Source organism: Pseudorhodoferax soli (genome assembly GCF_003337555.1).
GTDB classification, from domain to species: domain Bacteria; phylum Pseudomonadota; class Gammaproteobacteria; order Burkholderiales; family Burkholderiaceae_C; genus Pseudorhodoferax; species Pseudorhodoferax soli.
Window position 1 is genome coordinate 59,575 of the sequence record NZ_QPJK01000008.1, and the last position, 25,734, is coordinate 85,308.

The following is a 25,734-nucleotide window of genomic DNA, read 5'->3' on the forward strand; positions in this document are numbered from 1 at the left end:
TGTTGTATTATCGAATAATGAAAGAGGATCAAGCCATTTCCGCCTTAAACGCCCTGGCTCACACCCAGCGCCTGCGCGTGTTCCGCGCCTTGGTCGTTGCTGGCCCGGGCGGACTGACGCCGAGCACGCTAGCTGACCAGCTCGACGTGGCCCGCAACACCTTGTCCTTCCACTTGAAGGAACTGGCCCATGCTGGCCTCGTCAGCATCGAGCAGCAGGGCCGCAACCTGATTTATCGCGCCGAGTACGGCCGCATGGACGGTCTGATCGGTTACCTGACCGAGCATTGCTGCCAAGGTGGCGTATGCGAGGTTTCTCCATCCAAGACCTGCTGCTGACCATGACCGATACCACTTACAACGCCTTGTTCATCTGTACGGGCAATTCGGCCCGCTCCATCCTCGCCGAAGGCATCCTCAACGACATGGGCCAAGGGCGGTTTCACGCCTGGTCGGCAGGTAGCCATCCGAAAGGCGAAGTTCACCCGCTGGCACTCGCCACGCTGGAGCGGCTGCACCTTCCGACAACGGGCTACCGCAGCAAGAGCTGGGACGAGTTCGTGAAGCCCGATGCGCCGGTGTTCGATTTCATCTTCACCGTCTGCGACAACGCAGCCGGCGAGGCGTGTCCGCTGTGGCCGGGCAAGCCGGTGTCGGCGCATTGGGGCGTGCCTGACCCGGCAGCCGTGGAAGGCACCCTGGAACGACAAAGCAAGGCGTTCTTCGATACCGCCATGACGCTGCGCCGACGTATCGAGTTGTTCCTGTCGCTTCCGATCAAGAGTCTCGATGCCATGTCGTTGCAGCGTGAACTGCGCGACATCGGCCGCCAGTGAGGCCCGCCCGATGAGCGCAACCGATACTGCCGGCCCCGCGCCAGCAAACTCCGCCATGAGCGGCTTTGAGCGTTACCTGACGCTATGGGTGGCGGTGTGCATCATCGCGGGGATCGCTCTGGGCCAGTTCGCGCCCGCCGCATTCCAGGCCATCGGCCGCATGGAGATTGCCAAGGTCAACCTGCCGGTCGGCCTGCTGATCTGGGTAATGATCATCCCCATGCTGCTGAAGGTGGACTTCGCCGCGCTTGGCCAGGTGCGCCAGCATTGGCGGGGCATGGGGGTCACGCTGTTCATCAATTGGGCCGTCAAGCCGTTCTCAATGGCGTTGCTGGCGTGGATCTTCATCCGCCACGTCTTTGCCGACTGGCTGCCCGCCGATCAGCTCGACAGCTATATCGCCGGCCTGATCCTGCTGGCTGCTGCACCGTGTACCGCAATGGTTTTCGTTTGGAGTCGGCTGACTGGCGGTGATCCGGTATTTACGCTGTCGCAAGTGGCCTTGAACGACACCATCATGGTGTTCGCCTTCGCACCCATCGTCGGCCTGCTGCTGGGCCTGTCGTCGATCACGGTGCCGTGGGACACCTTGCTGGTGTCGGTGGGTTTGTACATCGTCATTCCGGTCATCCTGGCCCAGCTCTGGCGCCGGGCGCTGCTGCGCAAGGGGCAGGCCGTGTTCGACAGGGCACTGGAACGCATCGGCCCATTGTCCATCGCCGCGCTGTTGCTGACGCTGGTGCTGCTGTTCGCCTTCCAGGGCGAGGCCATCATCCGGCAGCCGCTGGTGATCGCCATGCTGGCGGTGCCGATCCTGATCCAGGTGTTCTTCAATTCCGGTCTGGCGTACTGGCTCAACCGCCAGGTGGGCGAAAAGCACTGCGTCGCTGGGCCATCCGCGTTGATTGGTGCCAGCAACTTCTTCGAGCTGGCCGTGGCCGCCGCCATCAGCCTGTTCGGCTTCCATTCCGGCGCAGCACTCGCAACAGTGGTCGGCGTGCTCATCGAGGTGCCGGTCATGCTGCTGGTGGTGCGCGTGGTCAATCGCTCACGCGGCTGGTACGAACGCCGCGCGACCACTTCGTAACCTCCAAGAGGCATCCATGAGCACCATCACGATCTACCACAACCCAGCCTGCGGCACCTCGCGCAACGTGCTGGGCCTGATCCGCAACAGCGGCGAGGAACCGACCATCATCGAGTACCTGAAAACGCCGCCCGACCGCGACACGCTCCAGGCGCTGATCGCGGCGATGGGCGTGCCGGTGCGAGACGTGCTGCGCGAGAAAGGCACGCCCTATGCCGACCTCGACCTGGGCAACCCGAAGTGGAGCGACGACGACCTGATCGGCTTCATGCTCCAGCATCCCATCCTCATCAACCGGCCTATCGTGGTCACGCCGCTAGGCACGCGCCTGTGCCGGCCTTCGGAAGCCGTGCTCGACCTGCTGCCGCAGCCGCAGCGCGGCGCGTTCAACAAGGAAGACGGCGAGCCGGTGGTCGATCAGGACGGCCGCCGTGTCTGAATCTCGTCTCGACCTGCCGAACATCGACACGGCGCTGTTCCAGCAACCGGACACCGAACATCTGTTCGCGCCGGCACGGGCCACGCACGCGCCGCGCTTCCTGCTGCTCTATGGTTCGCTGCGCGAACGCTCGTTCAGCCGCCTCGCAGCCGAAGAAGCCGCACGCATCTTGCGGGCGCTGGGCGGCGAGACCCGATTGTTCAATCCGTCCGGGCTGCCTCTGGTGGACGATGCGCCGGCCGATCACCCGAAGGTCAAGGAACTGCACGAACTGGTGCAATGGGCCGAGGGCATGGTGTGGAGTTCGCCGGAGCGCCACGGCGCGATGACCGGCCTGATGAAGACCCAAATCGACTGGATTCCGCTGTCGGTCGGCGCGGTGCGCCCGACCCAGGGCAAGACGCTGGCGGTGATGCAGGTATCGGGCGGCTCGCAGTCGTTCAACGCCGTCAACCAGATGCGCGTGCTGGGCCGCTGGATGCGGATGCTGACCATCCCGAACCAGTCCTCGGTCGCCAAGGCGTACCAGGAGTTCGACGAGGCCGGACGCATGAAGCCCTCGGCCTACTACGACCGCGTGGTGGACGTGATGGAAGAACTGATGAAGTTCACGCTGCTCACGCGCGACGTGGCGCCGTATCTGGTGGATCGTTACAGCGAGCGCAAGGAAAGCGCTGAATCACTGTCCAGGCGTGTACGGCAAGGTGCAATTTGACGCTGCGAGGCGCTGAAAAAAGAGCCGACGACCTCTCGGTCGTCGGCATTGCGTGAAGTTCAGGCGGCGACCAGTTGCCGGGCCAGTGCGACCTCGACGGAATCACCATCCTGGTTCAGGACATCCAGCCCCGATTCGGGCACGTCGCCCGAGGTGGACTGCGAGACCATGATCTTCTTGGCCATCAGTTCCAGGCAGGTCATCTGCGAAGAACCGGCGTAGCCGAGGTAGATCACGCGCACCGGCAACTTCTGCCCGATGCGCCAGGAGCGGCGTGCCGCCTGCTGGAGCGAGTACACGTTGTAGCCCGACTGCATGAACACGATCGTCGGAAACTCCAGCAAGTCCAATCCCGTCTTGACCAGCTCGGGATTGGTGATGAGCACGTCGATGCCACGATCCAGTTGCTCAGCGATCCAGTCTTCGCGGCGGCTGGCATCCACGCTTGCGCGCAGCACCGCCACCTTGAAGCCTTCTTGCTCCAGCAGCACCTTCAGGCGCGACGTGGTGTCCCGCGTGCCGGTATAGACCGTGTAGGCCAGAACCTTGCGGCCCTGCGCCTTCTCCGCTTTGCAGATGTCGATCAGCTCACGCTCCTTGGGGCTAATCTCGAACTCGTTGAACTGAGCCGGGACAAACGCCAAGGTGTTGCGCGTGCGCGGATGCACCACGGTCTCCGACCGGAAGCAGCAATCCGGCCAGGCCAGCAGCACGTTGAGGACCACACCCAGCAAGGTCGTATCGCGTCGCGCCAGAGCCTGTTTCAGCTCCGCGGTCAGCCGACCCGCCAGATCGCGGTAGGCCGCGGCTTGCGCCGTGTCCATCGCGACTTCACGGAACTCCTCGTCATACGGCGGCAGGACGTTGCCACCGATGTCCTTGAGCTTGAGAAAGATCGTGAACGGCAGGATGCAGCGCAGCACGCCCTTGGGGCCAAACCCCGGGGCCTTGACCGTGCGCACCGATACCTTGGTGCCCTTGGCCGTCTTGTGCGCCGTGCCGGTGCTCTCGGAGTAGATGTCCTTCAACACCCCGTGATCGCGCATGAACGCCATCGCAGCCGAGGTCATGCTGCCGCTCGTGGTCGGGCGGTAGCCGTCTTCGATCATCCGCCCCGGAAGGGCTCGGAACAGCAGGTGGAACAGGTCGTCCCCGTAGCCGCCCATCAACGTGCCGGTCAGCAGCAAGGTCTTGCGAGCCTTCGCCGCCAGCACGCCCATGGCCTGGCCCTGGGCACTGCCCCCGTTCTTGTACTCATGTGCCTCATCGGCGATGAGCAGGTCGAACGTGCCTTGCGGCAGGTAGCGTTTGATGAACTCGGACGGCTGATAGCCGCCCTCGCCAAAGCCGAACTCCATGTTGGCCATCGCACGTTCCATGCGCGTGGCCTGACGGTCGGAAAACACCAGCTCGCCGTTGCCATCCATGAGGTTGATGAACTCATGGATGTTGTCGCCGAGCATCGACGCCAGGAACCCGTCACCGAACTTTTGCATCAGCTTCTGCGCGGTGACCTCTCCGATGGTCGGTATGCGCTTTAAGGCTTTGAGCACGGCCGAGGACTGGTCGCTGCCGGACAGACTGCGCGGGCGGATCAGTGTCCACAGGGGCGCGGCGCAGTGGCCGCACTTCCTGCGGCACTCCTCGGCTTGGAGCGCGATCGGGTTGACCGGCTCGCCGTCGAGGTCGGTGATGACCGTGCCGCAGTCCGGGCAGGCCGCCACGTCGCCGTGGCGGGTGCGCCGCGTGGTGAAGACAGGCTTCCAGTGAAAGCCCATCCGCATCCTGACGCGCCCCAGGACGAAGAACTCCTGGCCCGTGGGCTGCACGCCCAACTGCTCGCGCAGCTTGATGAGCTTGACGAGCGTATCCGGCCCGTTGAGTACCCACACCTTGGCACCGGCCACCGTCTCCTGGATCTCGCGCCGCCACTTGTAAACCAGGTGGGGCGGCGACAGCACCAGAGTGCGGCGATAGCCTTCGGCGTTGAGCACGGCGGCCGTGGCAATGCCGACGGTCGTCTTGCCGCAGCCCATCTCGCCATTGACGATCGCAGCACGTTCGCCACGGTCGATCAGCAGCTCGGCGGCGGCGTGGACGACTTCGGCCTGGGCTGGGAACAGCTTGCGCTTGAGGCTGGCGACCACCAGTTGCCGGTGCGCCTGCGGTTGGCCGGTATAGACCGGCGGATTAGCGCTGTTGAGGGCGTCGAGTAGTTCGTCGCCGAACTCGCCGACAAAATCCTGAAGGCTCAGGGTCAGAGGGGAAGATTCCGCGTCGAGCAGTTCGCCCTGTACGGGCGCGGATTCAGCGGCAGTGGTTTCGAGATCGAGGGACATGGTGATGCTCCAAAGAAAAATGGGGCATGCACCACCCCCAGCGGGGCAATGGCATGCCCCGTGGTGGGAAGAGAATCGACGCGTGGCTGAGGGTGGTTGAAGGTGCTGGCCTGGGCGGCCCGCAGGTGAACCGTGCTCAGTCTTCGGACGGAAGCACGATGACGGTTGCGCAGCGCTGCGAATCGGTGACGATGCGAATGGCGAGCCCCGGATGGATCACGTAGTGCGATTCCAGCGACGCGCCCGATTGAAGCGCGCTGCTGTTCGTCTGCCATTGCTGGATGTTGACGTCGCCCCAGTCGCCACGGGTGTGGCGCCTGAAGTACGGGATCGGGTCCAGGCGACCCGCGCGGACCAGGCGGTCTACACCTCTGCTGAAGATGAGCGCCCCGATGGGGAACGCCAGCCGCTGGCAGTAGGTTTCGATGCGATGCGATGCCATGGGCTCCTCCTTGATGAGTCATTGAGCCACGACACCCCTGCCGGAGTGAAGTGGCTCCGTCAGGTGGATGAGGATGACGATGTGGGGCCTCAGATCAGGTCCCGCTCTTCGGGAAGCTGGACCACCGTGGTCTGGTGGTCCTCGCTGGTCTTGACGATCAGCGCCAGGTCCGGCGTGATCCTGAACTGCGAGATCATTAGGTTGTCCTGTTGGATCGCCACGTCGTTGGCTTGGCGTGTGGCCTCATCGATCTCGCCCCAGTCCCCGCGCACATGGCGCTGGACATAGGCCAAGGGGTCGATCAGGCCTCGCCGGGCCAGCCAATGCACCTTCTCGCTCAACTTCAACGTACTCGGTGCGAACAACGGTTGCTTGTGCGGCGCAGGCCGCTTGAACGGATTGGGGATCATGGTGTTTCTCCTTCGAGTTGGTACAGCAGGACGGCAGCGCGTCCGGTGGATCAGCGAATGGTCAACACCTCGCCCCGTGTCGCGGAGCCAAGTGTCATGTCCCACGCGCGGATGACGGGAACGAACTTGTCGGTGAGGATGCGGGTCTCGGCGATGGAGCCGTCTTCGCGTTCGGTGAACTCCCGCTGGAGCGTCTTGTCCTTGTGGGTGTCACCTTTGACGACGAGCACGCGCCCGGTCTTGGAGCGCACAACCCCCGAGATCGCACCCGCGGCCAGAGCCAGGGCGAGATGCCAGCGGGACAAGGCCCGCGCCGGTGGACGCAGCGATTGCTGCGCAGCCCCCAGGTGCGTGTCCTGCGATGGCCACAAGCCTTGCAGCCTGCCAACCTCATCGGCGAACTGCTCGGGCTCCATCGTCACGCGGAAGAAATGCTCTGGCTCGGCCGGGCTGGCGGGGACGATGTACGGCAGGAACGGCCACTCGCTCGGCAGTTCCTCGGCTTCGACTTCGCCTTGCCCTACCTGCAACAGCAGATTGCGCACGGCCTTGACGCCATCGGGCACCTGCTCGCGCTGGCGCACCCGGCGTCCGAAGATCACCACCTGCTTGAACTGCGTCTCCACCGCTCGGTAGATGCGCAGGTCCGTGTAGTGGCGCGTCAGCCAGCCGACCAACTCCGCGTCGAGCACGTAGCCGGGGACGATGAAAACCAGCACGCCGCCGTATTGCAGCAGCGAGAGCGTGCGCTGGTAGAACAGCTTTTCAAGGCGGGCACGGCCCTGGCCCTGATAGCCGATGTTGCCGTTGACGTCCTTGGACAGGTCCCCATACGGCGGGTTGAGCCAGAGCAGCCCGAAGGACTGCTTGGAGACCATCGTGTCCATCAGGTCCGCGTGCAGGCAGTGATCGACCAGGCCGCGGGCATGGCGCGCCCGCTCCGCGTCGAACTCGACGGCGAACGCCTTTGCCTGCTCGCGCCCGAGGGCATGGGCGGCTTCGGCGATCGCCACGCCTTCGCCGGCGCAGGGATCGAGGATGCACATCGGCCCGTCGCTGGGCATCAGTGCGTTGAGCGCTCTTTCGAGCGTGGGTTCGTCGGTCGGGAAATATCCGTTCTTGACGAAATTGCGGGCGAGCCGCGGGAACATGAGGGCCATGGAAGTCTCCTGGTTGGCGGGGATGAAACACGGAAGTACGCCAAGGCGTGCCTCCGAGGGTGGGTCAAGCCGCTACCGCTTCCGGCGTCCAAATCTTGGCCGGATACGGATAGGCGGTGAGCGCGTCGCTGCGGATCAGGGAGCCGAGCGCCAGGGTCAGCGCCGGCACGTCGATGGCGAGCCGATGGCCTTCCAGCGGCCCGAGGGCGAACGGAAGGCGGGCCAGCATCTCGCGGGTTTGCAGCAGTTCCAGCACGGTCTCGCGCCAGTGATCGAGCAGCGGCAACGGGCAGGTGTCCCGCACCAGCATCCACAGGCGGTCAAGCCTGTGGGCGCTGTCGCGTGGCAGCAGTGCCAATGCGCTGGCGTTGGCCTTGTCGGGCTTGACGCAGCGCCGGTCGAACAGCCACACGTTGGACAGCGAGCCGAACAGCGTCCGCCGGTACGCGCGCGTGATGCGCTTTTCCAGGCGATCGACGTTGCCGATGAATACCGGGACGCTGCCGCCCTGGTCGGTGATGACGTGGAACTGGTCCAGTCCCTGCTCGTCGCGCCCGAGGGTCAGGCGAGCGAGGAACTGCTGGACGGCGGTGTCCCGCGCCCAGATGGACAGGAAGATCAGGTTGCCCTGGTCATCGCCGACGCAGGCGTCGGCCATCACGTCCGGGCATTCGTCGATGCGGTACAGCGTGGAAGAAGTGTTTGCGGGCATGGTGGTGTCCTCGGATGAACGGGAACAGCACCGCCCGCTGGGGCAAGTACTGCCCCAGGGGGTGGAAGAAAACCGCTCAGTCCGGCTCGAACTGCCGGGTGTGCGGGTTGAAGTGAAGCGGCTCGTCCGCCGAAGTGATCGGCGTGAAGCCTTCCAGGTAGATGTTGTTGAGGTACTGGTCGCGGTAGGTCAGTGCCTGCCGTGCCTGGTCCTCGGTGAGGCCGTTGTCGATGAAGTACGCCAGCATTTCCTCGTCGGAGGACACTTCGTCGTTGGACAAACTCCCTTCAACGAGTGCCAGCAACGAGGGCGGAAGCGTTGCCAGGATCGGGTCCATGTCGGTTCCTCCTGGCTCAGGCCATCGACGCCGCGGCGGATGCCGCGGATGCCGTGGGTGTGCGCCGCCGGGCGTGGTAGGCGCGAACGCCTGCACGCCAGTCGGCGGACTGCTCCGGTGCGAGGTCCAGATAGGACAGCGGGCACGTGTAGTAGTACGGGTGCATGGACTCGTCCAAGGACTTGTAGCCCCACTGGCCGCCGCTTCGTTCAAGCAGATCGCAGCGGATGTAGCGCAGGGACTGGCCCGGTGCGAGATCACGATGCACGCCTTCGACCTTGGCGGTCACTTCGGCGACGGACCACAGCACGTTGCCGCGCAGGGTGTGAGCGATGACCTTGACGCTGGCGCGCTCGGTCTCTTGCGGTGCGATCAGTTCCGCGATCAGTTCGGACCGCGATTGGTTTGAGAAATACCAGCCCATGAGAGGCCTCCTCGAAAAGTTGAGCTGAAGGCCTCCCCGTGGGGAAGAACCCCCAGCGGGTGATGGAATGCCGCATCTGCGGCGAAGGAACCTATGCGTCGCCCTCAATCCCAGTCGTCATCGTCTCGATCACAACCGGCCGGGCAGTAGCCGAACTCGATCCCGTGCGAGCAATAGCCATGCTCCGCATTCCAGTCCTGGGTTTCCTGCCGTTCGGCAGGTGTTGCGTAGTCCCATTCCTGGGCCGCGATTTCGAGAGCCTGAGCACGTTGCTCATCCGGCAAACGATTGGCCTGTGCGTCGATCGCCGAACTGAAGAGCGTCACGTAGTGGTCGTAGGACAAGCCGCAACCGCGCTGGGCGTGTGCGGCGGCCGCTTTGCAAAGGTCCCGCCACGCGGGTTCATCCAGCGTTGAACGCGGGGTATCGCAAGCGATGGTGGACATGATGGAGACCTCCAGAAAATGGCCAGGGCCTCCCCCGCATGGGAAAGGAACCCCGGCGGGTGGATGAAGAACACCGCGCATGCGGCGTCTGCGATCACGCAGGTTTTGGTTCGGCCTGGCGGCTCCACTCCTGCGTCTTGAAGTCCAGCGCGTAGCCCAGCTCGCCCAGGCGGGCGATCTGCGCGCGCAGGGTGCGGCGGTCGATGGTCGAATCCAGTTTCACGGACTCGCCCAGCGGCCACAGCAGGCCGAAGAGCGCGGCGTCACCGTCTTCGGTGCTGCCGGGGGCAGCGGCCGTAGCAGGCGGTGGCGCATCCACGCCGAAGGGCGTGGTATCGACCAGCGGGTCCGCGGACGCCTGCACGGGTGCGGGCTTGGCGGGCCTGGACGCTTTGGTGGGCTTGGCCGGCGTTGCCGCAGGCTGCGCCCCTTGCTCTTCATCGAGCGGATCGACGTCCTGGGTGGCGAAGCTGCGGGCTTCGTCGCGGCTGAGTTTGTCGATGCCGTTGAGCGTCATGCCGTCGAGGCTGGCACGGATCTCGAACCGCATGCCGCCGCCGACCGGATAGGACTTCGGGAAGATGTACCTGATGATGAATTCCCCGTCGTACTTGCCTTCGGGGTACTGCTCCAGCTCCGGGTCTTTGACCTCGAAAGTACCGAGGTGCGTCGCGAGGCGGCCAACCGTGAACGGGCCGTTCTTGCCGCGGATGGTACGCAGCGTGAGCTGGCCGGGGACGACGATGGGCGCAACAGATTTCTCGGAAGCCGATGGGGTTGCCATGATGGTTCTCCTGATGATGAATGACGGGCCGCCGACGGCACCCGGTGGATGAGAGGAAATGGCCTCGCCCGAGGTGGGCGAGGTCCGCGTGGCATCACGCCTTGAGCTGGCGCATGCCTTCGGCCAGCAGCCACAACGCCCGGTTCAGGCGCAGGTTCTGGTCGATGCCTTGCACCGGACGGGTGCGCTGATTGCGGCCGTTGGCCGTGCGTCCGTTCAGGCCCCCTTTGACTAGGTTCTCCTGGACGCGGTTGAAGACGGCCCACAGGTCGTTCTTGCGGTCGTCCCATCGCCGAGGGGCCAGCAGTTGGCTCTCGGTGACAGGCGTGGACTTGGCCGGATCGTCGTACTTGAGTGCGAGCGCAGAGTTCGCAAAGACCTCCGCTTCGCCCTCATCGAGGGTGATGGTGCGCATCGCATCGCGCGCGTTCTGCACGCGCTCGAAACCTTCGAGGACTCCGTAGGCACCTTCGATCACCTGGCTGGCCACGTCGCCCTTGTGGGGAACGCGGATGTCTGCGGTGGTGTCACCGCAAACCAGGCCGTTGTGGCAGACGAACCGGAACATGCCGGCGAGCATCTGATAGCTGCTCGTGCCGTCATGGCTGTTGAGCAGGATGATCTCGTTCGCCTCGTCGCCGTTGATCTGGCTTGCATGGCGAAGTCGGATGAGGTGCTTCGTGTACTCGCGCCGGTCTTCGTTGCGCACGCGCGTCTGACACACCATGAAGGGCTCGAAGCCCTCCTGGCGCAGCTTGGTCAGCACGGTCGAGGTCGGTATGTAGGCATACCGATCGGACCGGCTCCCATGTGGAGCGTCGGCGAAGATCGACGGAACGACGGCACGAATGCGGTCGTCCGAGAGTGGGCGATCAGAGCGCAGGATCGGGGATTGCGGAGCAAAGCGGGATACCAGAGACATGGCTGATCTCCTTTGAGAAATTCGACAACCGCGTGGCCGTGAGACCACGCGGAACTCGGGGGATGAAATGCGCAAGCACGCGTCCTGGGGACGCGGCGTACGTGGGGAGGAAAAGCGACAAGGCCCCGTGAGAGGCCGTGCCGGATCAGAACGAAGCAGCCAATGCCGGCTCCTGCTCCTGGACTTGCGCCTCGGGCTCGCGCTCGGCGGGCTCGGTGGCCGTGTCGATGGCATCGTCGGCTTCGGACGCGGATGCGTCTTCGGCCGGCGGCGCCTCGGCTTGCGCCTGGCTCGTCGGATAGACCTGGGTGCCGTCGATCTTGATGAGACCGATGTGGACCAGCGTCGATTCCAGGCTGGCGGCCGGTTCCCCGGCGTGCTCACCCTTGGTGCGGATGTACGGATCGATCTTCATGTCGTTCAGACGGAAGGCGATCAGCACCTTGCGGTCACCCTCGACGGCCTGAACGCACCGGCGAACCAGGTGCTCGGCTTCCGGGGTGGCGACGATGGTGTCGAAGTACCGATACTCCGGTTCATCGACAGGCCCGGCCAGTGCCGCGACGGTGCAAGAGAGGAACGAGTCGCCAGCTTTTGGGGTGACGTCCTTCACACGATTGAGATAGCCGATGCCGCGGGTGATCAACTCGTGCTGCTCGATCGAAGCCAGTTCGGCCCGGTCGATCAGTTCGGCCTTGAGCAGTCGCGCCTTGAGGGACGCGGCGGCCTGACCCTTCTGCTCACCCTTGTCGCGGATGTACACATCGCCCCACAGGTCACCGAGGCGAAAGCGCACCAGCGGGCGCTGCTTGGGATCGTCAACGCCGATGTAGCGCTGAACGAGCTTCTTGGCCTCGGCACCCGAGACCTTGACGTCGAAGTAGCGGTAGCTGGGGTCCCGGGCGGGGCCGACCAGCGCGGCGATGGTGCATGCCAGGAAAGGCTGCGCACGGCGGCCGCCCCGGACGGGCACTTCACGGACACGCTGGATGTAGCCGATGCCCGAGGTGTGGAGGTCGAAATACGATTTCTCGTTGGACGTGGTGTTCATGGTGAATCTCCATTGGGATGAAGCGGAGACACACCGGCCCACGCATGCGGGGAAGGTGCGTGACCCCGCGGTGGGTTGATAAGGCGAAAGCATCCGCCACCAGAGGCTGGTGGCCGCTCGCGGAAGGATGCGGTGCGAGCTGGCTCGGTCACGCAGTGGGAACTGCGCCGCAACCTCGAAGACCGATGGTTGCCTGGCATGTCGCTGACGACGTCAGCAGGCATGGGGCCAGCATGGCGGGGCCTCGCGCGCGCGGCAGCAATCAATCGGCACCCGGGCGCTTCCCTTTGTCCGCGCCACCCGGCGCCTGTCACAGGCACTTGGCGCCGCGCAGGTGCTCGGGGGTATCGGCGCGCGGACGGCCGGGACGGCTCCAGGCGCCGCCACCGCGCGCGCCGATCAGCCGCCAGCCGGCGGCGCGCAGGCTGGCGCCACCTTCGTCGGGCATGGTGTAGGTGAGCAGGCGTATGTAGCCCAGCGCCCTTGCCGCCTGCCAGGCCGCGCCGTAGAGCTTGCTGCAGGCGCTGGGTGTGCCGTCGGTGCACAGCCGCGTGACTTCCAGCGTCCAGGTGCCGCGCGACCGGGCGGCCGACAATGGCCACGCCGTGGATCAGGTCGCTGTCGCTCAGCGTGACGGCCAGGGCGAACTTCGCGCCCTGGACCGGGCGGTGGTGGCGATGGTGCGACAGAACGAATGCATTGGCCGTGCGCAGCGACACCGGTAGGAGGTGCAGCCTCGGCGAGGTCGATGGCGTGTTCATGCGGTTGTCTCCGGTGGCATGCCGGCGTTGTGGCCGGCGGGGCGTGCCTCGGCGGCTGGAGACAAACGCGCACGCGCGGCGATGGCGGCGGTGCGAACAAAAGAAGGCCCCCGATGCGGGGGCTGCGAGGCGGTTGCCGCGTCAGGCGGGAGGCACCACTGCTAAGGACAGGTGCGTGGCGGTGGCGGAAAGCACGAGATCGTCCGCCGAGTGCTGGAGGCGCGTGAACAGGCCGTCCTTCGGGTCGAAATACTCCGCGAAGTCATCGCCGCCCAGCTCGCGGCCGGCGAGGTGCCACCAGTCATCGAACGGGTCGGTGTCCGGGTTGCATCCGACGGCGTAGGCGAGCAGTGCCTGGCGCCCATCCGGGCGACGCTCCCCACGCTCGGCGAGGAAGTACACGCCCTGATCCTTGACCAGGACAATGCGGCACTGATTGGGGACGTCTCAGAAAACGGAAAAAATCGTACGCTAAGCCGGTTGCAGCGGTCGTAGCGGCCTGAACTTGCCCGCGCCGATCTTGGCGCTGCTGCGCCAGAGGTAATCGCCGGTCAGGTTGATGTGCTCCCAGCCCAGCGGCGACAGGTACTGCAACAGGGCGTCATCGACAGTCTGGCCGTGACCGCGTAAGGCGTTTGAGGCCCGTTCCAGATAGACCGTGTTCCACAACACTATGGCCGCCGTCACCAGGTTGAGGCCGCTGGCCCGGTAGCGCTGCTGCTCGAAACTGCGGTCGCGGATTTCGCCCAGCCGGTTGAAGAACACGGCGCGGGCTAGCGCGTTGCGGGCTTCGCCCTTGTTCAGTCCGGCATGCACGCGGCGGCGCAGCTCGACGCTTTGCAGCCAGTCCAGGATGAACAGCGTTCGCTCGATGCGGCCCAGCTCGCGCAGCGCCACGGCCAGGCCGTTCTGGCGCGGGTAGCTGCCGAGTTTCCTGAGCATCAGCGAGGCCGTCACCGTGCCCTGCTTGATCGAGGTGGCCAGCCGCACCTTGGCGTTGATCGCCTTGCCGGACGCCTGGAACTGCTGCTGATGCTTGTGCTTGGCAGCGTTGAACAGCTTGCCCAGGATGCGGTCGTGCAGGTCGATGATTTCGTCGGTGACGGTGGCCATGCCCTCGATGGCGAGCGCACCAGGGTCGCGTAGCGGCGCTGTGCCTCGAACTTGGCCAGATCGGCGGGCGTCATCTGGCCGCCTTCGCGGGCGATCTTGAGCAGGCGGTTCTGGTGCACCGACCGCTCGATGCCGGAAGGCAGGTCGAGCGCCTGCCAGGCTTTGAGGCGCTCGATGTGTTCGAGTATGTGGCGCGAGTTCGGCTTGACGGGCGACTGGCGCAGCCAGGCCAGCCAGGTCGTCTTGCCGTTGTCGTGGCGCTTGAGCAGATCGTCGAGGCGGTGCCGGTGGGTGGCCGACAGGGGATCGGACAAGGCCGCGTAGATGCGGCGGTTGGCGCGGCTGTAGGCGTTCATCGAACACCTCCCTTTTCCTCATCCGGCGCAACAGGACAGTTGCTTCACGTCCTTGTTGAAGGTCTGCGCCGCGAGCTTCAGTCCCTCGACCATGGTCAGGTAGGGGAACAACTGGTCGGCCAGCTCCTGCACGGTCATCCGGTGGCGGATCGCCAGCGCGGCCGTCTGGATCAGTTCGCCCGCTTCCGGCGCGACCGCCTGTACGCCGATCAGCCGCCCTGAGCCAGCTTCCGCCACCAGCTTGATGAAGCCGCGCGTGTCGAAGTTGGCGAGCGCCCTCGGCACGTTGTCGAGCGTCAGCAGCCGGCTGTCGGTCTCGATGCCGTCGTGGTGCGCTTCCGCCTCGCTGTAGCCCACGGTCGCCACCTGCGGATCGGTGAACACCACCGCCGGCATCGCCGTCAGGTCCAGCGCCGCGTCGCCGCCGGTCATGTTGATCGCGGCGCGCGTGCCGGCCGCCGCCGCCACATAGACGAACTGCGGCTGGTCGGTGCAGTCGCCGGCAGCAAAGATGTGCGGTGCGCTCGTGCGCATGGCGCGGTCGATGACGATGGCTCCCTGCGCATTGACTTCGACGCCTGCCGCTTCAAGGTTCAGGCTGCGCGTGTTCGGCGCGCGACCGGTGGCGACCAGCAGCTTGTCGGCGCGCACTTCCCCCTGCCCGGTGGTGAGCACGAATTCCCCGCCCGCATAGGCAACGTGGCTCGCCTGGGTGTGGTCCAGCACCTCGATGCCCTCGGCGCGGAAGGCGTCTGTTACGGCTTCCCCGATGGCCGGGTCTTCTCGGAAGAACAGCGTGCTGCGCGCCAGGATCGTGACCTGGCTGCCCAGCCGGGCGAAGGCTTGCGCCAACTCGACCGCCACCACGGAGGAACCAATCACGGCCAGCCGCTCGGGGAGCGAGCTGCTTTCCAGCGCCTCGGTGGAGGTCCAGTGGGGTGTGTCCGCAAGGCCCGGGATTGGCGGAAGCGCCGGGCTCGCGCCGGTGGCAATCAGGCAGCGGTCGAAGTTCACCTCGTGCGTGCCGCCGTCAGCGGTCGCCACGGTCAGCGTGCGCGTGTCCCTGAACCGGGCCTCGCCGCGCAGCACGGTGATGGCCGGAGTGCTTGCCAGGATGCCTTCGTACTTGGCATGGCGCAGCTCCTCGACGCGGCCTTGTTGCTGGGCCAGCAGCCGCTCGCGCAGTACAGCGGGCGCTGCGGCCGGCAGGCCAGCATCGAACGGGCTTTCGCGGCGCAGGTGGACGATGTGCGCGGCGCGGATCATGATCTTGGACGGCACGCAGCCGACATTGACGCAGGTGCCGCCGATGGTGCCGCGCTCGATCAGCGTGACGCGGGCGCCTTGCTCCACGGCCTTCAAGGCAGCCGCCATCGCCGCGCCGCCGCTGCCTATCACAGCCACGTGCAGCGCTTGTTCACCGCCAACATGCTTCGTTTCGCCACCGAGCCAGCCCAGCGCCTTGTCTAGCAGGCCGGCAGGCTTGTTCGGCGTGTCGGTAAGCCGTGCGCGATAGCCGAGCGTGGCCACTGCGGCAACCAGCGGGGCCACGCTCACGCCTGCATCCGCCTCGATTTCGGCCTGCCGCTGCGGATAGGACACCGAGGCCGCGCGCACGCCGGGCACGTTCGTCAAAGCCTGCTGGACGTGCTCGGCGCACGACGTGCAGGTCATGCCTTCGATGTGGAGGGTGATCGCCTCGGCCATGATTACGCCCTCACTGCTTGACGCTGGACGGGTAACCCGCGTTTGCGGTGGCCTTGGTCAAGGCGTCGGCATTGGTCTTGGCCTCGTCGAAGGTGACGACGGCCTCCCGCTTCTCGAAGCTGACTTCGGCCTTCTCGACGCCGGCGACCTTGGACAGAGCCGTCTTGACCGTGATCGGGCACGCGGCGCAGGTCATGCCGGGCACCGACAGGGTGACGGTCTTGGTGGCAGCCCAGGCGGGCGCGCTTAGAGCGGCGGCCAGGGCGATGAGGGTGGTGAGGGTGGTGAGTTTCTTCATGGTGATCTCCTTTCAGTAGAACAGCGGCAGGACGTAGGGAAACGCGAGGGCAACCAGAACCAGGGCGGCCACGATCCAGAAGATCACCTTGTAGGCAGTCCGCACTTGGGGCACGGCGCAAACGTCGCCGGGCTTGCAGGCATGGGCTGGTCGGAAGATGCTGCGCCAGGCGAAGAACAGCGCGATGAGCGCTGCGCCGATGAAGATCGGCCGATACGGCTCCAGCACGGTCAGGTTGCCGATCCACGCGCCAGAGAAGCCGAGCGCGACCAGGACAAGGGGGCCGAGGCAGCAGGCCGAGGCGAGGACGGCCGCGACGCCGCCGGTCGCCAGTGCGCCGCAGCCGTTCTTGGGTTCCGACATAAGGTTCTCCTTCCGGGACTTCGCTTGATGCTGTAACGTTACTTCCGTAGTCAACTACGGAGTCAAGCGCCATGGAGAACGCTCAAGAGAATCTGACCATCGGGGCCTTCGCCAAGGCAGCCCGGGTCAACGTGGAGACGATCCGCTTCTATCAGCTCAAGGGCTTGCTACCCCAGCCGGAGCGGCCCTACGGTCGCATCCGCCGCTACGGGCAGGCGGACGTGGCGCGGGTGAAGTTCGTGAAGTCAGCCCAGCGCCTGGGATTCAGCCTGGATGAAGTCGGCCAGCTCCTGAAACTGGAGGACGGCACCCATTGCAGCGAGGCGGCCGAACTGGCTGCTCACCGGCTGGCCGATGTGCGCGCACGCATGGCGGACCTCACGCGGATGGAAGAGGCCCTGTCGACGCTAGTGAGAGAGTGCAACGCGCACCATGGCAATGTTTCCTGCCCGTTGATCGCAGCTTTGCATTGCTGCTAAAGGGCCCACTTCGGCTCTTAGCGTACGATTTTTTTCCGTTTTCTGAGACGACCCCTGATTGGCGATGGCTTCGGTCAGCACGGGGCGCAGGTCAGCGCCTTTGAATCGCAGTGACATGGATGAAATCTCCTGTGTGGAAGAATGAGAAAGGCCTCCATCCGATGGGATGAAGGGCCTGTAGTGCACGCGGCCGGAACGGCTGGAACGCCGTGGCGGATGCCTCGGGTCAGCCGCAGGACCGCCCGGTTTCGCTGCGGGGCGTCATGCCGGGACGGCCTGGCGCTTGCGGGCCGCTTTCGCGTCGAGGATGCTCACGTCGATCTGGCGCCAGCGCCCGTCGTCGATGAGCCTCTCCAGCACTTCGCCGAGCATGTCGAAATACACCTCGTCGTGCCGATCGACCAGTTCGACCGATTCACCGTTCTGACGGTGCAGTTCCACCACGTAGGTGTCTCCGCCGCGGTCGTAGAGGATCGTCACCCGGCCCTCGAACTTCGCGGTCGAGACCGTGAAGCTGATCGCCGGCGGGGTCTCGATGATCTTGGAGGGCGTGGGATCGACCCAGGTGAAGTCGCGGGCACCGGCATCCACCAGCATGTGGGTGATGCGCCGGAAGCGATCGGGGGCCGGCATCTCCTCCAACTGCTCGATGAGCTGGCCCAACTCCATGCACTGCGGCGTGGGAATGGGCAGCTTGGCCGGCGCCGAGCCGAGGATGTGCCTCGTGATGGTGTACGGCGTGCCGTCCGAAGTCTCCTCGGTGATGACCTCCGGCGTGTCCGCGCGCAGTCCGTCGAAGCGACGACGGGCATAGGGTTGGACATGCACCTTGGCGCCTTCGGCAGGAACCGTGGTCACCAGGCTGGGATCGAGCACCGCGAACTCGGAAGGCTTGAGCTTGACGACGATGGCATCGTCGGTCGCGGCGACCACCTTGCCGTCGAAGGGTTGGGGGTCGATGGCGAAGCCCAGCGTTGAGGACAGCGGCTGATCATCGAACACGCGGTACTTGAACGACCGCACGTTGCGGGGCACATGGCCTGCGACCAGCGAAGGCATCATGGATTTGATGAGGGAACGATCCATGGGGAAACTCCTTGAGGAAAAACAAGGGATTCCCCGCCCGCAAGGGAGAGGTCCCTTGTGGGTGGCGTGGATGGACGCGGTAGGTCCGTAGGAAGAAACGACCAGCACGGTTTCCCGCGCTTGCAGCCTCGAAGGTCTCGACTGCCTGGGCATGTGCCGGCAACGCCGACGAACATGGGGCAAGCATGGCCCTGGGGCGGTCTGCCTGCCCGCAGGAAACGGCACCGCACCACAACCGTTTTCCTGTGCTGCGGGCAAGAAAAAGCCCCTCGAAAGGGGCTGGAGGAATCAGGCTTGGTACACGAAGTAGTGCTCGCGCTGACGCGGAAAGAACACGTGTTTCCACGTGTCGCCGCTTGTGTTGCCACCGTCGAAGACGACCATTTCGTAGTCGTCCACGTCGGTGTCCACCAGGTCGGCGCTGGCGATATGGCGCATGTGCAGCGTGCCGCTCATGCGCTCGAATACCAGGATCTGGCCGATGGCATCTTCCTGGCTCATGGCGTTGACGCAGGCTCCGAGTTGGTGCTCGAAGTCGGATGCGGGTGTGATGAGGTCGGGGAACATGGGATCGCTCCTGTGAAAGTGCGCCGGCCCGGCTCTCTGGCGGGAGACCGGGCCGGCATGCGGTGAGGACAAGGAAGGCCGGGGATGTGTGTGGCAGCTATTCGCCGGCCAGCGATAGGCCCGGCAACACGGGTGCGTCGGCATCGAGGATGAGGATGCGCACGTCGGCCTGGCCGGCCAGTTCAAGGATCTGTGCCAGCTCGTCCGGCATGCCCTTGCTGCGGTGCTCCTGCCGAAGCTGCTCGGCGGCGATCCCCTCGACGTCCTGCAGGTGCTGGTCCGTCCAGGGCGTGGAGATCAGCTTGACGCCGATCGCCGGGCTGTAGGGAATCCGGAACGCGATGAACAAAAAGGCCTCCGGCGTCGCGAGGTCAGCCAGGTTGGCCAGGTACTGGCCGGTTTCGCGGCTGATGTGCGCGCTGCTGATTTCCCAGCACCGGCTGTAGTAGCCGGTCTCGAAGCTCAACCGCTGCACGACTTCCCGTGCGGCCTCGGCCGAATAGGTGTCGCCAATGTGGACGGGGCGGCCGTCGAAGTCGTCGCCGTGGATCGCGTACACCACGGCACCCACCATGCCTTCGCCGCTGCCCCCTTCAGCCGCGTCGCATTCGGCGATCAGTGCGGCGCCGACAGGTTCGGTGCCAGTCCTGACCACCGCGAAGTCGCTGGTGATGATGCAAGGAGAAGAAACCAGCGCCGCGTCGCAGAGGTGCTGCTGGCTCGGGTGGATGTTTCGCCAAACATGCGGGCTTCCGTCCTCGTAGCTGATGGACAGCGTGCGGACGATTTTCAGATTCCAGTAGCCGCGTAGAAAGGGATTGGGATTCTGGGACATGGGATTTCTCCAACAGAATAATGATGGAGCAAATCCCCGCCACCGGGAATTGACCCCGGTGGGTGGAAAGAAAGGAAACAGCGTCAGGTGACGCTGATCGTTGGCGTTTGGGCCAATCGCTCGGCGACGCGCCGGCGCAAATTCATGCGGAATGGCTCGTCGCTGACGCCCGCCAGCAGATTGATGGTCTCCAGCGCGATCAGGGCCGAAGCCTCTTCGATGTCGGCGGCCACAATGGTCTTGCGCAATTGGTCGCCGAGCTGGAGGGCCTGGGAGGAGGAGCTGATGAAGCGGACCTCGCGGCTCAGGTAGCAGCCGTTGCCGCCGAACTCGAACAGCCGCGGCTTGCTGCAGTACCAGCAGCCCTCGAACTGGATGGCGGTCAGGTGGTGCCCGTCATCGAACCGGGTGGCGATCAGAAACAATGCGTCGAGATCGGCGGTGTCCTCGAACGAATGACGGTCGATCAAGTTCCCCAGCTCTTCGTCCTCATCGGCACGGAAGTGCACGGCGAGCAGTTCGAGCAGCGGCGGGATCGACAGCCCTTCGTCGTCCGGCATCGGAATACCGAGTTGCGTGGCCAGGTCTTCCAGGCCATCGAGCACGTCCGGCCATTGCGGATTGGTGGTCTCGGCGATCTGGGCGATGTAGGCCTGCCCGTTGCCGGGGTGGCTCTCGTCCAGCGCGAAGGCGCCGAACAGCGCCTGGATGACGGGCGTCACACGGTCGAGCACGAGAACGCCGGTGGCTTCGTAGTAGTTGTTGGCCATGAAGGCTCCTTTCGATGAATGAACGGAGCCAGCCCTTGCGGACGATGGCATCCGCAGGGGAAACCGCCTGATGCCGGATGGCGCTGGGCGGGGAGAAAACGCGAGGGACATGGCCTCGAACGAGGCGCATGTCCCTCATGGGGTCCCGTGAACGCAGTGATGAAGGTGTGCCAGGGACCGGCTCACCAACCGCTGTAGTTCAGCAGCAGGTCGGCGATCACCTGGCGACGTTGCAGATCGAGACCATCGAAGTCCGACAGTCCTTGGAAGTGGCAGCGCTTGAGCATGGCACCGCCCTCGCGCGCGTTGTAGAAGCTGAACATGGCGGACAGGAACATGCGTTCCCCGCTGCTCAGGACGCCGAGTGCGTCGTTGGCACGCAGCATGTCGGGACGCAGATCCCACTTGCTCTTTGCCTGGTTCAGGCCTTCGCGCGTGCCGTCGCCAAACCATTGCGGGCCTGCGATCTCGACGCCGCGCTTCCAGACCTCGAAGAAGGCTTGGGGCGCGGCGGCGAAATGCTGCTCTTCCCGCATGATCTGATCGACGACTTCCTGGGGCAAAAGCTGGTTCATGACGTGGTTCCTCCAGTTGGATCAGGGTGTGGCGAGCTGGGACCAGCCGCCTCTTTCGAGGGCACGTTGAGCCGCGGCATAGCTGCGGAAGTACTGGCAGGATTCCCGCGAAACGGGACCTTCTGTATCGCGCGTGCCGATGTAGTGGCCGGCGGCGCTATGCAGGATTTCGAGCGGCAGGAACTTGCCGCAATGGATCAAGGCCAACTGGCCGAAAGAGGCTTGCTGGGACATGGACGGGCTCCTTGGAAAAAGCGGGGCCTCGTCCCTCACGGGATGGCAGCTCCCGCACGCGGTTGAGAAAAAAGCATCGGCGTCACGGGTGACGCGCGTCCGCAGACTCGATGCGATGGCGGACTGGCGGGTAGCGCGGAAAGAATCCGCGGCAGCCTGGAAACTCTGGCTGCTGGCATGGTGCTGACGAATCAGCGACACATGCGGGCAGCTTCATGCGCGAGGCGAGCCGCGTCAGCCGGAAATCGGCATTTGCAACAGCCCCGATTGGCGAACGCGGAAAAAAGAAAGCCCCGCAATAAGTGCGGGGCTGTCAGGAGGATGAGGCGAAACTGGGTCAGCGAGGCCTGTCGCCCAGTACATGCTGCTTCCACAGGGCGAATGCCTCGTCCGGTCCCAGCTCTGCGAGGATGACGATGGGCTGGCCCCGACGGGCACGCAGCGATGCGAAATACGCTGGCCGGTCGGCGATGGCGTTGAGCTTGATGCCCTTTAGGAACAGCAACTGGCGGGGGCGAACTTTGGTGGTAACGCAGGCATGATTGCGCTTGTTTGGGGCAAAAGGGCCAGCGAAGCGGGCGGACACGGCCAGAAAACCGCGACGAACTACTTGTACTTGCCAGGCGAGGCGAACGGGTGACATCAGCATATCGCTATGCGGTAAAGAAGACCGTCCTAAAGCTTGCAGGATCCCGGCATAGCTTCATCATCACCTCTCCGTGACGGCTCATTGGAACGAAAAAGGCCAGCATCGCCGTGATGGACTTTCATAATTGCCAGGTCAACTGGCTTGCGTGCTGTTTATTCACAGCAAGGCATTGCGACGTCGTTGCAGCAATCGCCGCCATCGCAACAGGGCGTTGCAGCAAAAGCGGCGGTGGGCGCTAGCATGAGGGCCAAGCCGCGGCCGCTCATGCTGGGGGCCGTTCTCTTCAGATTGGTGTCCTGCACCGTGTGCATTGCGAATTTCCGGATCGTCCCAATGTCACTGGGACTCCTTTGTGGCGGCCGGGTTCTCCACGCTCATGAACGACTGGGCCACCAGCGCGATCGCCCCGCCCACGATGGCCATGTCAGCGATGTTGAAGGCGGGCCAGTGCCAGCCGTGCAGGTGAAAGTCGATGTAGTCGATAACGTGCCCGCGCGTGGCGCGGTCGAACGCGTTGCCCAATGCGCCGCCCAGAATGAGGCTGTACGAAAGGCCTTCCGTTTTGCGCAGCGGCCGGGAGAGCAGCCATGCGAGCCATGCCGATATTGCGAACGCGATCGCCAGAAAAAACCACCGCTGCCAGCCGCCCGCGCCAGCAAGGAAGCTGAACGCCGCGCCGGGATTGAGAGCGTGAACTAGGTTGAAGAATGACGCCACCTCGTGCGACCAACCCAAGGGAGTTGTCGCGTCAATGTAGCTCTTAGCTGCCTGATCGCCGGCGAATATAACGATCGCGAGTGAGTACCACTGCGTCTTGCGAAGAGATGGTTCATCCATTGTTCATGCCGCCTTGAACTTCAGGAGGCGCAGCCCATTGACGACAACCAAAAGACTTGCCCCCATGTCAGCGAACACAGCCATCCACATGGTGGCATGCCCTGTGAACGTCAACGCAAGGAACACCGCCTTGATGCCAAGGGCCAGAACGATGTTCTGCGTGAGGATCGCCGCAGTGCTACGCGACAGCCGGATGAAGGCGGGGATCTTGCGCAGGTCGTCGTCCATCAGGGCGACGTCGGCTGTTTCGATCGCGGTGTCGGTGCCGGCCGCGCCCATGGCGAAGCCGATGTCGGCACGGGCGAGCGCGGGCGAATCGTTGATGCCGTCGCCCACCATGCCCACCTGGCCCTCGCCGCCGACCAGGCTTTCGATGGTCTTGAGCTTGTCTTCGGGCAGTTGGTCACCACGGGCTTCAGAGATTCCGACCTGGGCAGCGATGGCCGCGGCCGTGTGCTGGTTGTCCCCCGTCAGCATCAGCGTGCGCACACCCAGCGCCTGCAGGTCGGCCACCGCCTCACGGCTGGTTTCCTTCACGGTGTCGGCCACTGCAAAAATGCCGAGCACGGTCGCATCGTCCATCAGCAGGATCGCTGTCTTGCCTTGGCGCTCCAGGGTCTCCAGCCGAGCCTGGAGCGTCGCTTCGCTCAGGCCCAGCTCCTGGGCGAGCCTGTGGTTGCCCATGTGCAACATGCGCCCGGCGACGCGGCCGCGCACGCCGCGGCCAGGCAGCGCCGCGAAGTCGTCGACCTCGTGCAGCGCGATGCCGTCACGGTTCGCCTTGCGGGCGATGGCCTGAGACACAGGATGGTCCGAGCGTGCCGCGAGGCTTGCGGCCCAGGCGGCAACTTCCTGCGCCTCGCCGATCAGCGGCACGAAGTCGGTCTGCTCGGGCTTGCCATGTGTGAGTGTGCCGGTCTTGTCCAGGGCCAACGCCTTGAGCTTGCGCCCGCCCTCCAGGTAGACGCCACCCTTGATCAGGATGCCGCGTCGGGCGGCAGCGGCCAAGCCGCTGACGATGGTGACCGGCGTGGAGATGACCAGAGCGCAGGGGCAGGCGATCACCAGCAGTACCAGGGCCTTGTAGACCCAGTCAAACCATGCGCCGCCGAAGGCGAGCGGCGGCACGACGGCAACCAGCACGGACACCGCGAACACCGCCGGCGTGTAGACGCGGGCGAACTGGTCGACGAAGCGCTGCGTGGGCGCACGGCTGCCCTGCGCGGACTCCACGGCATGGATGATGCGCGCGAGCGTCGAGTCGCTGGCGCCTGCGGTCACCTTGTATTCGAAAGAGCCGGTCTCATTGATGGTTCCGGCGAAGACCTGGTCACCTTCGGCCTTCTCGACGGGCAGGCTCTCGCCGGTGATGGGCGCCTGGTTGATGGCCGATCGACCCGAGGTGATCAGGCCGTCCAGTGCGATGCGCTCGCCAGGACGCACGCGGACCACCGCGCCCTTTGCGACCTCCTTGGCCGGCAGCTCTGTCCATGAGCCATCGGCCTGCCGCACGGTCGCGGTCTCGGGCGCCAAGTCCATCAGCCCCCGAATGGCGTTGCGGGCGCGGTCCAGCGACTTCGCCTCGATCACTTCCGCCAACGCGAACAGGAACATGACCATGGCGGCCTCCGGCCAGTGGCCGATCGCCATGCCGCCGGTGACCGCGATGGCCATCAGGGCGTTCATGTTCAGGTTGAGGTTCTTCAGCGCGATCCAGCCCTTCTTGTAGGTGCTGAGGCCGCCGGTGAAGATCGAAACCAGTGCCAGCACGATCACGGCCCAATGATTGCCGTCGTTGACCCAGTACACGCCTTCGGCGGCCACCGCCGCAACGCCCGAAACCGCCATCGGCCACCAATTGGTCTTGTGCGCGGCCACCGGGGCATCGCGCGGCTCATCAGTCCTCTGGACCTCGGCTTCCATGCCCAGCGATTCGATGGCTTCGACTGCCGGCTTGATCGCGTCGGGTGTGTGCCGAACCGTGAGCGTGCGCTGCATCAGGTTGAAATCCATTCCCTGCACGCCCGGCATGCCTTGCAGCTTGCCGCGGATCAGACTTTCCTCGGTCGGACAGTCCATCTTCGCGATGCGAAGTACCGTGGTGGCTGTCTGCATGTCCTGCCGCGCAGCCTGCATTCCAATGGAAGCAAGCGCCTTCTCGATCGGCGCTGAGGTCGCCAGCGTGTGCTGGACTCCCAGCACACGCTGCATCAGATTGAAGTCGAGCGCGGTCACACCCGGCAGCTTGCCCAGCCGGTCGCGGATCAGCGCTTCTTCCGTCGGGCAATCCATGTTCTCGATCCGGTACGTCACCCGCTCGCCGATCGGCGGCGCGGAAACGGCAGCGGTTGGTTGCTGCTGCAGGGCCGAGGATGGGATCACAGCCGCGGCTTCGATCGGCCCCGTGTGGCCGAAGGTCTGCTCCTTGGCGCGCATGCCGATCGAGGCCAGGACCTGCTCCATCTGCGCGCGTGCCTGAGCGAGGTGTTTCACCGACAGGGTGCGCTCAGCGAGGTCGAAGTCGAGGTCCTGAATTCCCTCGACTGCCCCGAGGTGCGAGCGGATGAGTTTCTCCTTGCTCGGGCAGTCCATGTTCTCGATGCGGTAGGTGGTCGACACGGCGGCGTCTCGGACAGCCTGAGCCTTCATGCCCACCGAATTCAGCGCTTGCTCCAAGGCATCGGCCGAGACTTCGCGGTGCGAAATGGTCAACAAACGCTGCGGAAGATCGAACAGGAGCCGCTCGACACCGGGCATGCCCTCCAGCGTTCGCCGCACCAGTGCTTCCTCATTGCGGCAATCCATGTTGCTCACGTGGAAAACGGTGGTTTCAGTGCTGGCCTGCTCACTGGCGCACGCCGTCTGTTGGCCATTGCCGCCGGAGCAGGCGCATGGGCTGGAAGGTTCTTTGTTCATAGATCGCTCTTCATTGACAAGGTTTTCCCCGGATGCCATCATTAGAAAACCTCTAGTAGATATAGAGTCAAGTTTTTTATAGGAA

At 64.8% G+C, this 25,734-nt stretch carries 30 protein-coding genes and 3 pseudogenes; 6 read left to right on the top strand and 27 right to left on the bottom strand.

The features are described 5' to 3' along the window. The first annotated feature begins 17 nt into the window (after nt 1-17). Genes DES41_RS25575 through arsH form a run of 5 tightly spaced genes read left to right on the top strand, consistent with a single transcriptional unit; the run spans nt 18 to nt 3,076 of the window. Nucleotides 18-338 carry an ArsR/SmtB family transcription factor gene (locus tag DES41_RS25575; protein ID WP_016445103.1) on the top strand — a complete coding sequence of 107 codons (321 nt, stop codon included), beginning with the start codon at nt 18-20 and terminating at the stop codon, nt 336-338. A 2-nt stretch (nt 339-340) separates the two neighbouring features. Next, nucleotides 341-835, top strand: a complete 495-nt coding sequence (locus DES41_RS25580) for an arsenate reductase ArsC (protein WP_013391797.1) — start codon at nt 341-343, stop codon at nt 833-835. Nucleotides 836-845: 10 nt separating this feature from the next. Beyond that, complete coding sequence (gene arsB, locus DES41_RS25585; RefSeq protein ID WP_013391796.1) at nt 846-1,922, top strand: ACR3 family arsenite efflux transporter; 1,077 nt, start codon at nt 846-848, stop codon at nt 1,920-1,922. A 16-nt stretch (nt 1,923-1,938) separates the two neighbouring features. Next, entirely contained in the window at nt 1,939-2,361 is a 423-nt protein-coding gene (gene arsC, locus DES41_RS25590; protein ID WP_013391795.1) for an arsenate reductase (glutaredoxin), read from the top strand. Continuing rightward, nucleotides 2,354-3,076 (top strand): arsenical resistance protein ArsH, encoded by a 723-nt coding sequence (arsH, locus tag DES41_RS25595; protein ID WP_013391794.1) that lies wholly within the window; start codon nt 2,354-2,356, stop codon nt 3,074-3,076. The genes arsC and arsH overlap by 8 nt, the downstream gene beginning before the upstream one ends. Before the next feature lie 59 nt (nt 3,077-3,135). On the opposite strand, the gene DES41_RS25600 is transcribed toward arsH, so the two are convergent. From DES41_RS25600 to merT, 18 genes and pseudogenes are all read right to left on the bottom strand, one after another. Further along, complete coding sequence (locus DES41_RS25600) at nt 3,136-5,415, bottom strand: helicase-related protein (RefSeq protein WP_013391793.1); 2,280 nt, start codon at nt 5,413-5,415, stop codon at nt 3,136-3,138. A gap of 136 nt (nt 5,416-5,551) precedes the next feature. Then, nucleotides 5,552-5,857 (bottom strand): hypothetical protein, encoded by a 306-nt coding sequence (locus DES41_RS25605; protein ID WP_003116817.1) that lies wholly within the window; start codon nt 5,855-5,857, stop codon nt 5,552-5,554. Between the two features lie 89 nt (nt 5,858-5,946). Then, a complete protein-coding gene (locus tag DES41_RS25610) occupies nt 5,947-6,267 on the bottom strand; it encodes a hypothetical protein (RefSeq protein WP_003116818.1) in 321 nt (106 codons plus the stop codon). 50 nt (nt 6,268-6,317) lie between these two features. Then, nucleotides 6,318-7,451: a DUF6094 domain-containing protein gene (locus DES41_RS25615; RefSeq protein ID WP_281277231.1), complete on the bottom strand. Its 1,134-nt coding sequence runs from the start codon at nt 7,449-7,451 to the stop codon at nt 6,318-6,320. 40 nt (nt 7,452-7,491) lie between these two features. Continuing rightward, complete coding sequence (locus DES41_RS25620) at nt 7,492-8,139, bottom strand: hypothetical protein (RefSeq protein ID WP_003116820.1); 648 nt, start codon at nt 8,137-8,139, stop codon at nt 7,492-7,494. A 76-nt stretch (nt 8,140-8,215) separates the two neighbouring features. Then, nucleotides 8,216-8,476 (bottom strand): hypothetical protein, encoded by a 261-nt coding sequence (locus DES41_RS25625; protein ID WP_003090124.1) that lies wholly within the window; start codon nt 8,474-8,476, stop codon nt 8,216-8,218. Nucleotides 8,477-8,492: 16 nt separating this feature from the next. Beyond that, nucleotides 8,493-8,900, bottom strand: coding sequence for a hypothetical protein (locus DES41_RS25630; RefSeq protein WP_003116821.1), 408 nt, complete (start codon nt 8,898-8,900; stop codon nt 8,493-8,495). Between the two features lie 104 nt (nt 8,901-9,004). Next, nucleotides 9,005-9,346, bottom strand: coding sequence for a hypothetical protein (locus DES41_RS25635; RefSeq protein ID WP_003116822.1), 342 nt, complete (start codon nt 9,344-9,346; stop codon nt 9,005-9,007). 94 nt (nt 9,347-9,440) lie between these two features. Beyond that, the gene (locus DES41_RS25640; protein ID WP_003116823.1) at nt 9,441-10,130 is read right to left on the bottom strand and encodes a DUF3275 family protein; all 690 of its coding nucleotides are present in this window, start codon (nt 10,128-10,130) and stop codon (nt 9,441-9,443) included. A 94-nt stretch (nt 10,131-10,224) separates the two neighbouring features. After that, on the bottom strand, nt 10,225-11,052 hold the full coding sequence (locus DES41_RS25645) for a DUF932 domain-containing protein (RefSeq protein ID WP_013391792.1): 828 nt from the start codon (nt 11,050-11,052) through the stop codon (nt 10,225-10,227). Nucleotides 11,053-11,197: 145 nt separating this feature from the next. Next, on the bottom strand, nt 11,198-12,103 hold the full coding sequence (locus tag DES41_RS25650) for a DUF3577 domain-containing protein (protein ID WP_003116825.1): 906 nt from the start codon (nt 12,101-12,103) through the stop codon (nt 11,198-11,200). Nucleotides 12,104-12,413: 310 nt separating this feature from the next. After that, a pseudogene (locus DES41_RS39255) lies at nt 12,414-12,864 on the bottom strand (XF1762 family protein). A gap of 141 nt (nt 12,865-13,005) precedes the next feature. Continuing rightward, a pseudogene (locus tag DES41_RS25660) lies at nt 13,006-13,302 on the bottom strand (DUF3085 domain-containing protein); the annotation flags it as partial. Between the two features lie 33 nt (nt 13,303-13,335). Next, nucleotides 13,336-13,854: pseudogene (locus tag DES41_RS39890) on the bottom strand (Tn3 family transposase); the annotation flags it as partial. After that, the gene (locus DES41_RS39895) at nt 13,818-14,333 is read right to left on the bottom strand and encodes a Tn3 family transposase (protein WP_003098931.1); all 516 of its coding nucleotides are present in this window, start codon (nt 14,331-14,333) and stop codon (nt 13,818-13,820) included. The gene DES41_RS39895 and the pseudogene DES41_RS39890, both read right to left, overlap by 37 nt. A gap of 18 nt (nt 14,334-14,351) precedes the next feature. Continuing rightward, nucleotides 14,352-16,040, bottom strand: a complete 1,689-nt coding sequence (gene merA, locus DES41_RS25670; RefSeq protein WP_003098932.1) for a mercury(II) reductase — start codon at nt 16,038-16,040, stop codon at nt 14,352-14,354. A 10-nt stretch (nt 16,041-16,050) separates the two neighbouring features. Continuing rightward, on the bottom strand, nt 16,051-16,338 hold the full coding sequence (gene merP, locus DES41_RS25675) for a mercury resistance system periplasmic binding protein MerP (RefSeq protein WP_003116826.1): 288 nt from the start codon (nt 16,336-16,338) through the stop codon (nt 16,051-16,053). 12 nt (nt 16,339-16,350) lie between these two features. After that, the gene (gene merT, locus DES41_RS25680) at nt 16,351-16,701 is read right to left on the bottom strand and encodes a mercuric ion transporter MerT (RefSeq protein ID WP_003116827.1); all 351 of its coding nucleotides are present in this window, start codon (nt 16,699-16,701) and stop codon (nt 16,351-16,353) included. Between the two features lie 71 nt (nt 16,702-16,772). Here merT and merR point away from each other — a divergent pair, with 71 nt between their 5' ends. Beyond that, on the top strand, nt 16,773-17,180 hold the full coding sequence (gene merR / locus DES41_RS25685) for a mercury resistance transcriptional regulator MerR (protein WP_003098939.1): 408 nt from the start codon (nt 16,773-16,775) through the stop codon (nt 17,178-17,180). A gap of 261 nt (nt 17,181-17,441) precedes the next feature. Here merR and DES41_RS25695 read toward each other — a convergent pair whose 3' ends face one another. The 9 genes from DES41_RS25695 to DES41_RS25735 form a co-directional block, all read right to left on the bottom strand. Next, nucleotides 17,442-18,266 (bottom strand): hypothetical protein, encoded by an 825-nt coding sequence (locus tag DES41_RS25695; RefSeq protein WP_003098941.1) that lies wholly within the window; start codon nt 18,264-18,266, stop codon nt 17,442-17,444. Between the two features lie 288 nt (nt 18,267-18,554). Beyond that, entirely contained in the window at nt 18,555-18,833 is a 279-nt protein-coding gene (locus DES41_RS25700; RefSeq protein WP_003116828.1) for a hypothetical protein, read from the bottom strand. A gap of 97 nt (nt 18,834-18,930) precedes the next feature. Then, entirely contained in the window at nt 18,931-19,668 is a 738-nt protein-coding gene (locus DES41_RS25705; RefSeq protein ID WP_003116829.1) for a DUF5983 family protein, read from the bottom strand. An 83-nt stretch (nt 19,669-19,751) separates the two neighbouring features. Next, nucleotides 19,752-20,438, bottom strand: a complete 687-nt coding sequence (locus DES41_RS25710; RefSeq protein ID WP_003116830.1) for a hypothetical protein — start codon at nt 20,436-20,438, stop codon at nt 19,752-19,754. A 182-nt stretch (nt 20,439-20,620) separates the two neighbouring features. Beyond that, nucleotides 20,621-21,013 carry a hypothetical protein gene (locus DES41_RS25715; RefSeq protein WP_003116832.1) on the bottom strand — a complete coding sequence of 131 codons (393 nt, stop codon included), beginning with the start codon at nt 21,011-21,013 and terminating at the stop codon, nt 20,621-20,623. A gap of 21 nt (nt 21,014-21,034) precedes the next feature. Further along, the gene (locus DES41_RS25720) at nt 21,035-21,247 is read right to left on the bottom strand and encodes a hypothetical protein (protein WP_003116833.1); all 213 of its coding nucleotides are present in this window, start codon (nt 21,245-21,247) and stop codon (nt 21,035-21,037) included. 337 nt (nt 21,248-21,584) lie between these two features. Further along, the gene (locus DES41_RS39900; RefSeq protein ID WP_003108988.1) at nt 21,585-21,896 is read right to left on the bottom strand and encodes a hypothetical protein; all 312 of its coding nucleotides are present in this window, start codon (nt 21,894-21,896) and stop codon (nt 21,585-21,587) included. A gap of 336 nt (nt 21,897-22,232) precedes the next feature. Continuing rightward, nucleotides 22,233-22,733, bottom strand: a complete 501-nt coding sequence (lspA, locus tag DES41_RS25730) for a signal peptidase II (RefSeq protein ID WP_003098955.1) — start codon at nt 22,731-22,733, stop codon at nt 22,233-22,235. Nucleotides 22,734-22,736: 3 nt separating this feature from the next. Continuing rightward, a complete protein-coding gene (locus DES41_RS25735) occupies nt 22,737-25,649 on the bottom strand; it encodes a heavy metal translocating P-type ATPase (protein WP_211333076.1) in 2,913 nt (970 codons plus the stop codon). Nucleotides 25,650-25,734: the final 85 nt, after the last annotated feature.

What these genes read in the sequence shown, in the direction of transcription:
- DES41_RS25575 (WP_016445103.1), top strand. Translation starts at nt 18, where the DNA reads ATGAAAGAGGATCAAGCCATTTCCGCCTTAAACGCCCTGGCTCACACC.
- DES41_RS25580 (WP_013391797.1), top strand. Translation starts at nt 341, where the DNA reads ATGACCGATACCACTTACAACGCCTTGTTCATCTGTACGGGCAATTCG.
- arsB (WP_013391796.1), top strand. Translation starts at nt 846, where the DNA reads ATGAGCGCAACCGATACTGCCGGCCCCGCGCCAGCAAACTCCGCCATG.
- arsC (WP_013391795.1), top strand. Translation starts at nt 1,939, where the DNA reads ATGAGCACCATCACGATCTACCACAACCCAGCCTGCGGCACCTCGCGC.
- DES41_RS25600 (WP_013391793.1), bottom strand. Translation starts at nt 5,415, where the DNA reads ATGTCCCTCGATCTCGAAACCACTGCCGCTGAATCCGCGCCCGTACAG.
- DES41_RS25605 (WP_003116817.1), bottom strand. Translation starts at nt 5,857, where the DNA reads ATGGCATCGCATCGCATCGAAACCTACTGCCAGCGGCTGGCGTTCCCC.
- DES41_RS25610 (WP_003116818.1), bottom strand. Translation starts at nt 6,267, where the DNA reads ATGATCCCCAATCCGTTCAAGCGGCCTGCGCCGCACAAGCAACCGTTG.
- DES41_RS25620 (WP_003116820.1), bottom strand. Translation starts at nt 8,139, where the DNA reads ATGCCCGCAAACACTTCTTCCACGCTGTACCGCATCGACGAATGCCCG.
- DES41_RS25625 (WP_003090124.1), bottom strand. Translation starts at nt 8,476, where the DNA reads ATGGACCCGATCCTGGCAACGCTTCCGCCCTCGTTGCTGGCACTCGTT.
- DES41_RS25630 (WP_003116821.1), bottom strand. Translation starts at nt 8,900, where the DNA reads ATGGGCTGGTATTTCTCAAACCAATCGCGGTCCGAACTGATCGCGGAA.
- DES41_RS25635 (WP_003116822.1), bottom strand. Translation starts at nt 9,346, where the DNA reads ATGTCCACCATCGCTTGCGATACCCCGCGTTCAACGCTGGATGAACCC.
- DES41_RS25640 (WP_003116823.1), bottom strand. Translation starts at nt 10,130, where the DNA reads ATGGCAACCCCATCGGCTTCCGAGAAATCTGTTGCGCCCATCGTCGTC.
- DES41_RS25645 (WP_013391792.1), bottom strand. Translation starts at nt 11,052, where the DNA reads ATGTCTCTGGTATCCCGCTTTGCTCCGCAATCCCCGATCCTGCGCTCT.
- DES41_RS25650 (WP_003116825.1), bottom strand. Translation starts at nt 12,103, where the DNA reads ATGAACACCACGTCCAACGAGAAATCGTATTTCGACCTCCACACCTCG.
- DES41_RS39895 (WP_003098931.1), bottom strand. Translation starts at nt 14,333, where the DNA reads ATGAACGCCTACAGCCGCGCCAACCGCCGCATCTACGCGGCCTTGTCC.
- merA (WP_003098932.1), bottom strand. Translation starts at nt 16,040, where the DNA reads ATGGCCGAGGCGATCACCCTCCACATCGAAGGCATGACCTGCACGTCG.
- merP (WP_003116826.1), bottom strand. Translation starts at nt 16,338, where the DNA reads ATGAAGAAACTCACCACCCTCACCACCCTCATCGCCCTGGCCGCCGCT.
- merT (WP_003116827.1), bottom strand. Translation starts at nt 16,701, where the DNA reads ATGTCGGAACCCAAGAACGGCTGCGGCGCACTGGCGACCGGCGGCGTC.
- merR (WP_003098939.1), top strand. Translation starts at nt 16,773, where the DNA reads ATGGAGAACGCTCAAGAGAATCTGACCATCGGGGCCTTCGCCAAGGCA.
- DES41_RS25695 (WP_003098941.1), bottom strand. Translation starts at nt 18,266, where the DNA reads ATGGATCGTTCCCTCATCAAATCCATGATGCCTTCGCTGGTCGCAGGC.
- DES41_RS25700 (WP_003116828.1), bottom strand. Translation starts at nt 18,833, where the DNA reads ATGTTCCCCGACCTCATCACACCCGCATCCGACTTCGAGCACCAACTC.
- DES41_RS25705 (WP_003116829.1), bottom strand. Translation starts at nt 19,668, where the DNA reads ATGTCCCAGAATCCCAATCCCTTTCTACGCGGCTACTGGAATCTGAAA.
- DES41_RS25710 (WP_003116830.1), bottom strand. Translation starts at nt 20,438, where the DNA reads ATGGCCAACAACTACTACGAAGCCACCGGCGTTCTCGTGCTCGACCGT.
- DES41_RS25715 (WP_003116832.1), bottom strand. Translation starts at nt 21,013, where the DNA reads ATGAACCAGCTTTTGCCCCAGGAAGTCGTCGATCAGATCATGCGGGAA.
- DES41_RS25720 (WP_003116833.1), bottom strand. Translation starts at nt 21,247, where the DNA reads ATGTCCCAGCAAGCCTCTTTCGGCCAGTTGGCCTTGATCCATTGCGGC.
- DES41_RS39900 (WP_003108988.1), bottom strand. Translation starts at nt 21,896, where the DNA reads ATGCTGATGTCACCCGTTCGCCTCGCCTGGCAAGTACAAGTAGTTCGT.
- lspA (WP_003098955.1), bottom strand. Translation starts at nt 22,733, where the DNA reads ATGGATGAACCATCTCTTCGCAAGACGCAGTGGTACTCACTCGCGATC.
- DES41_RS25735 (WP_211333076.1), bottom strand. Translation starts at nt 25,649, where the DNA reads ATGAACAAAGAACCTTCCAGCCCATGCGCCTGCTCCGGCGGCAATGGC.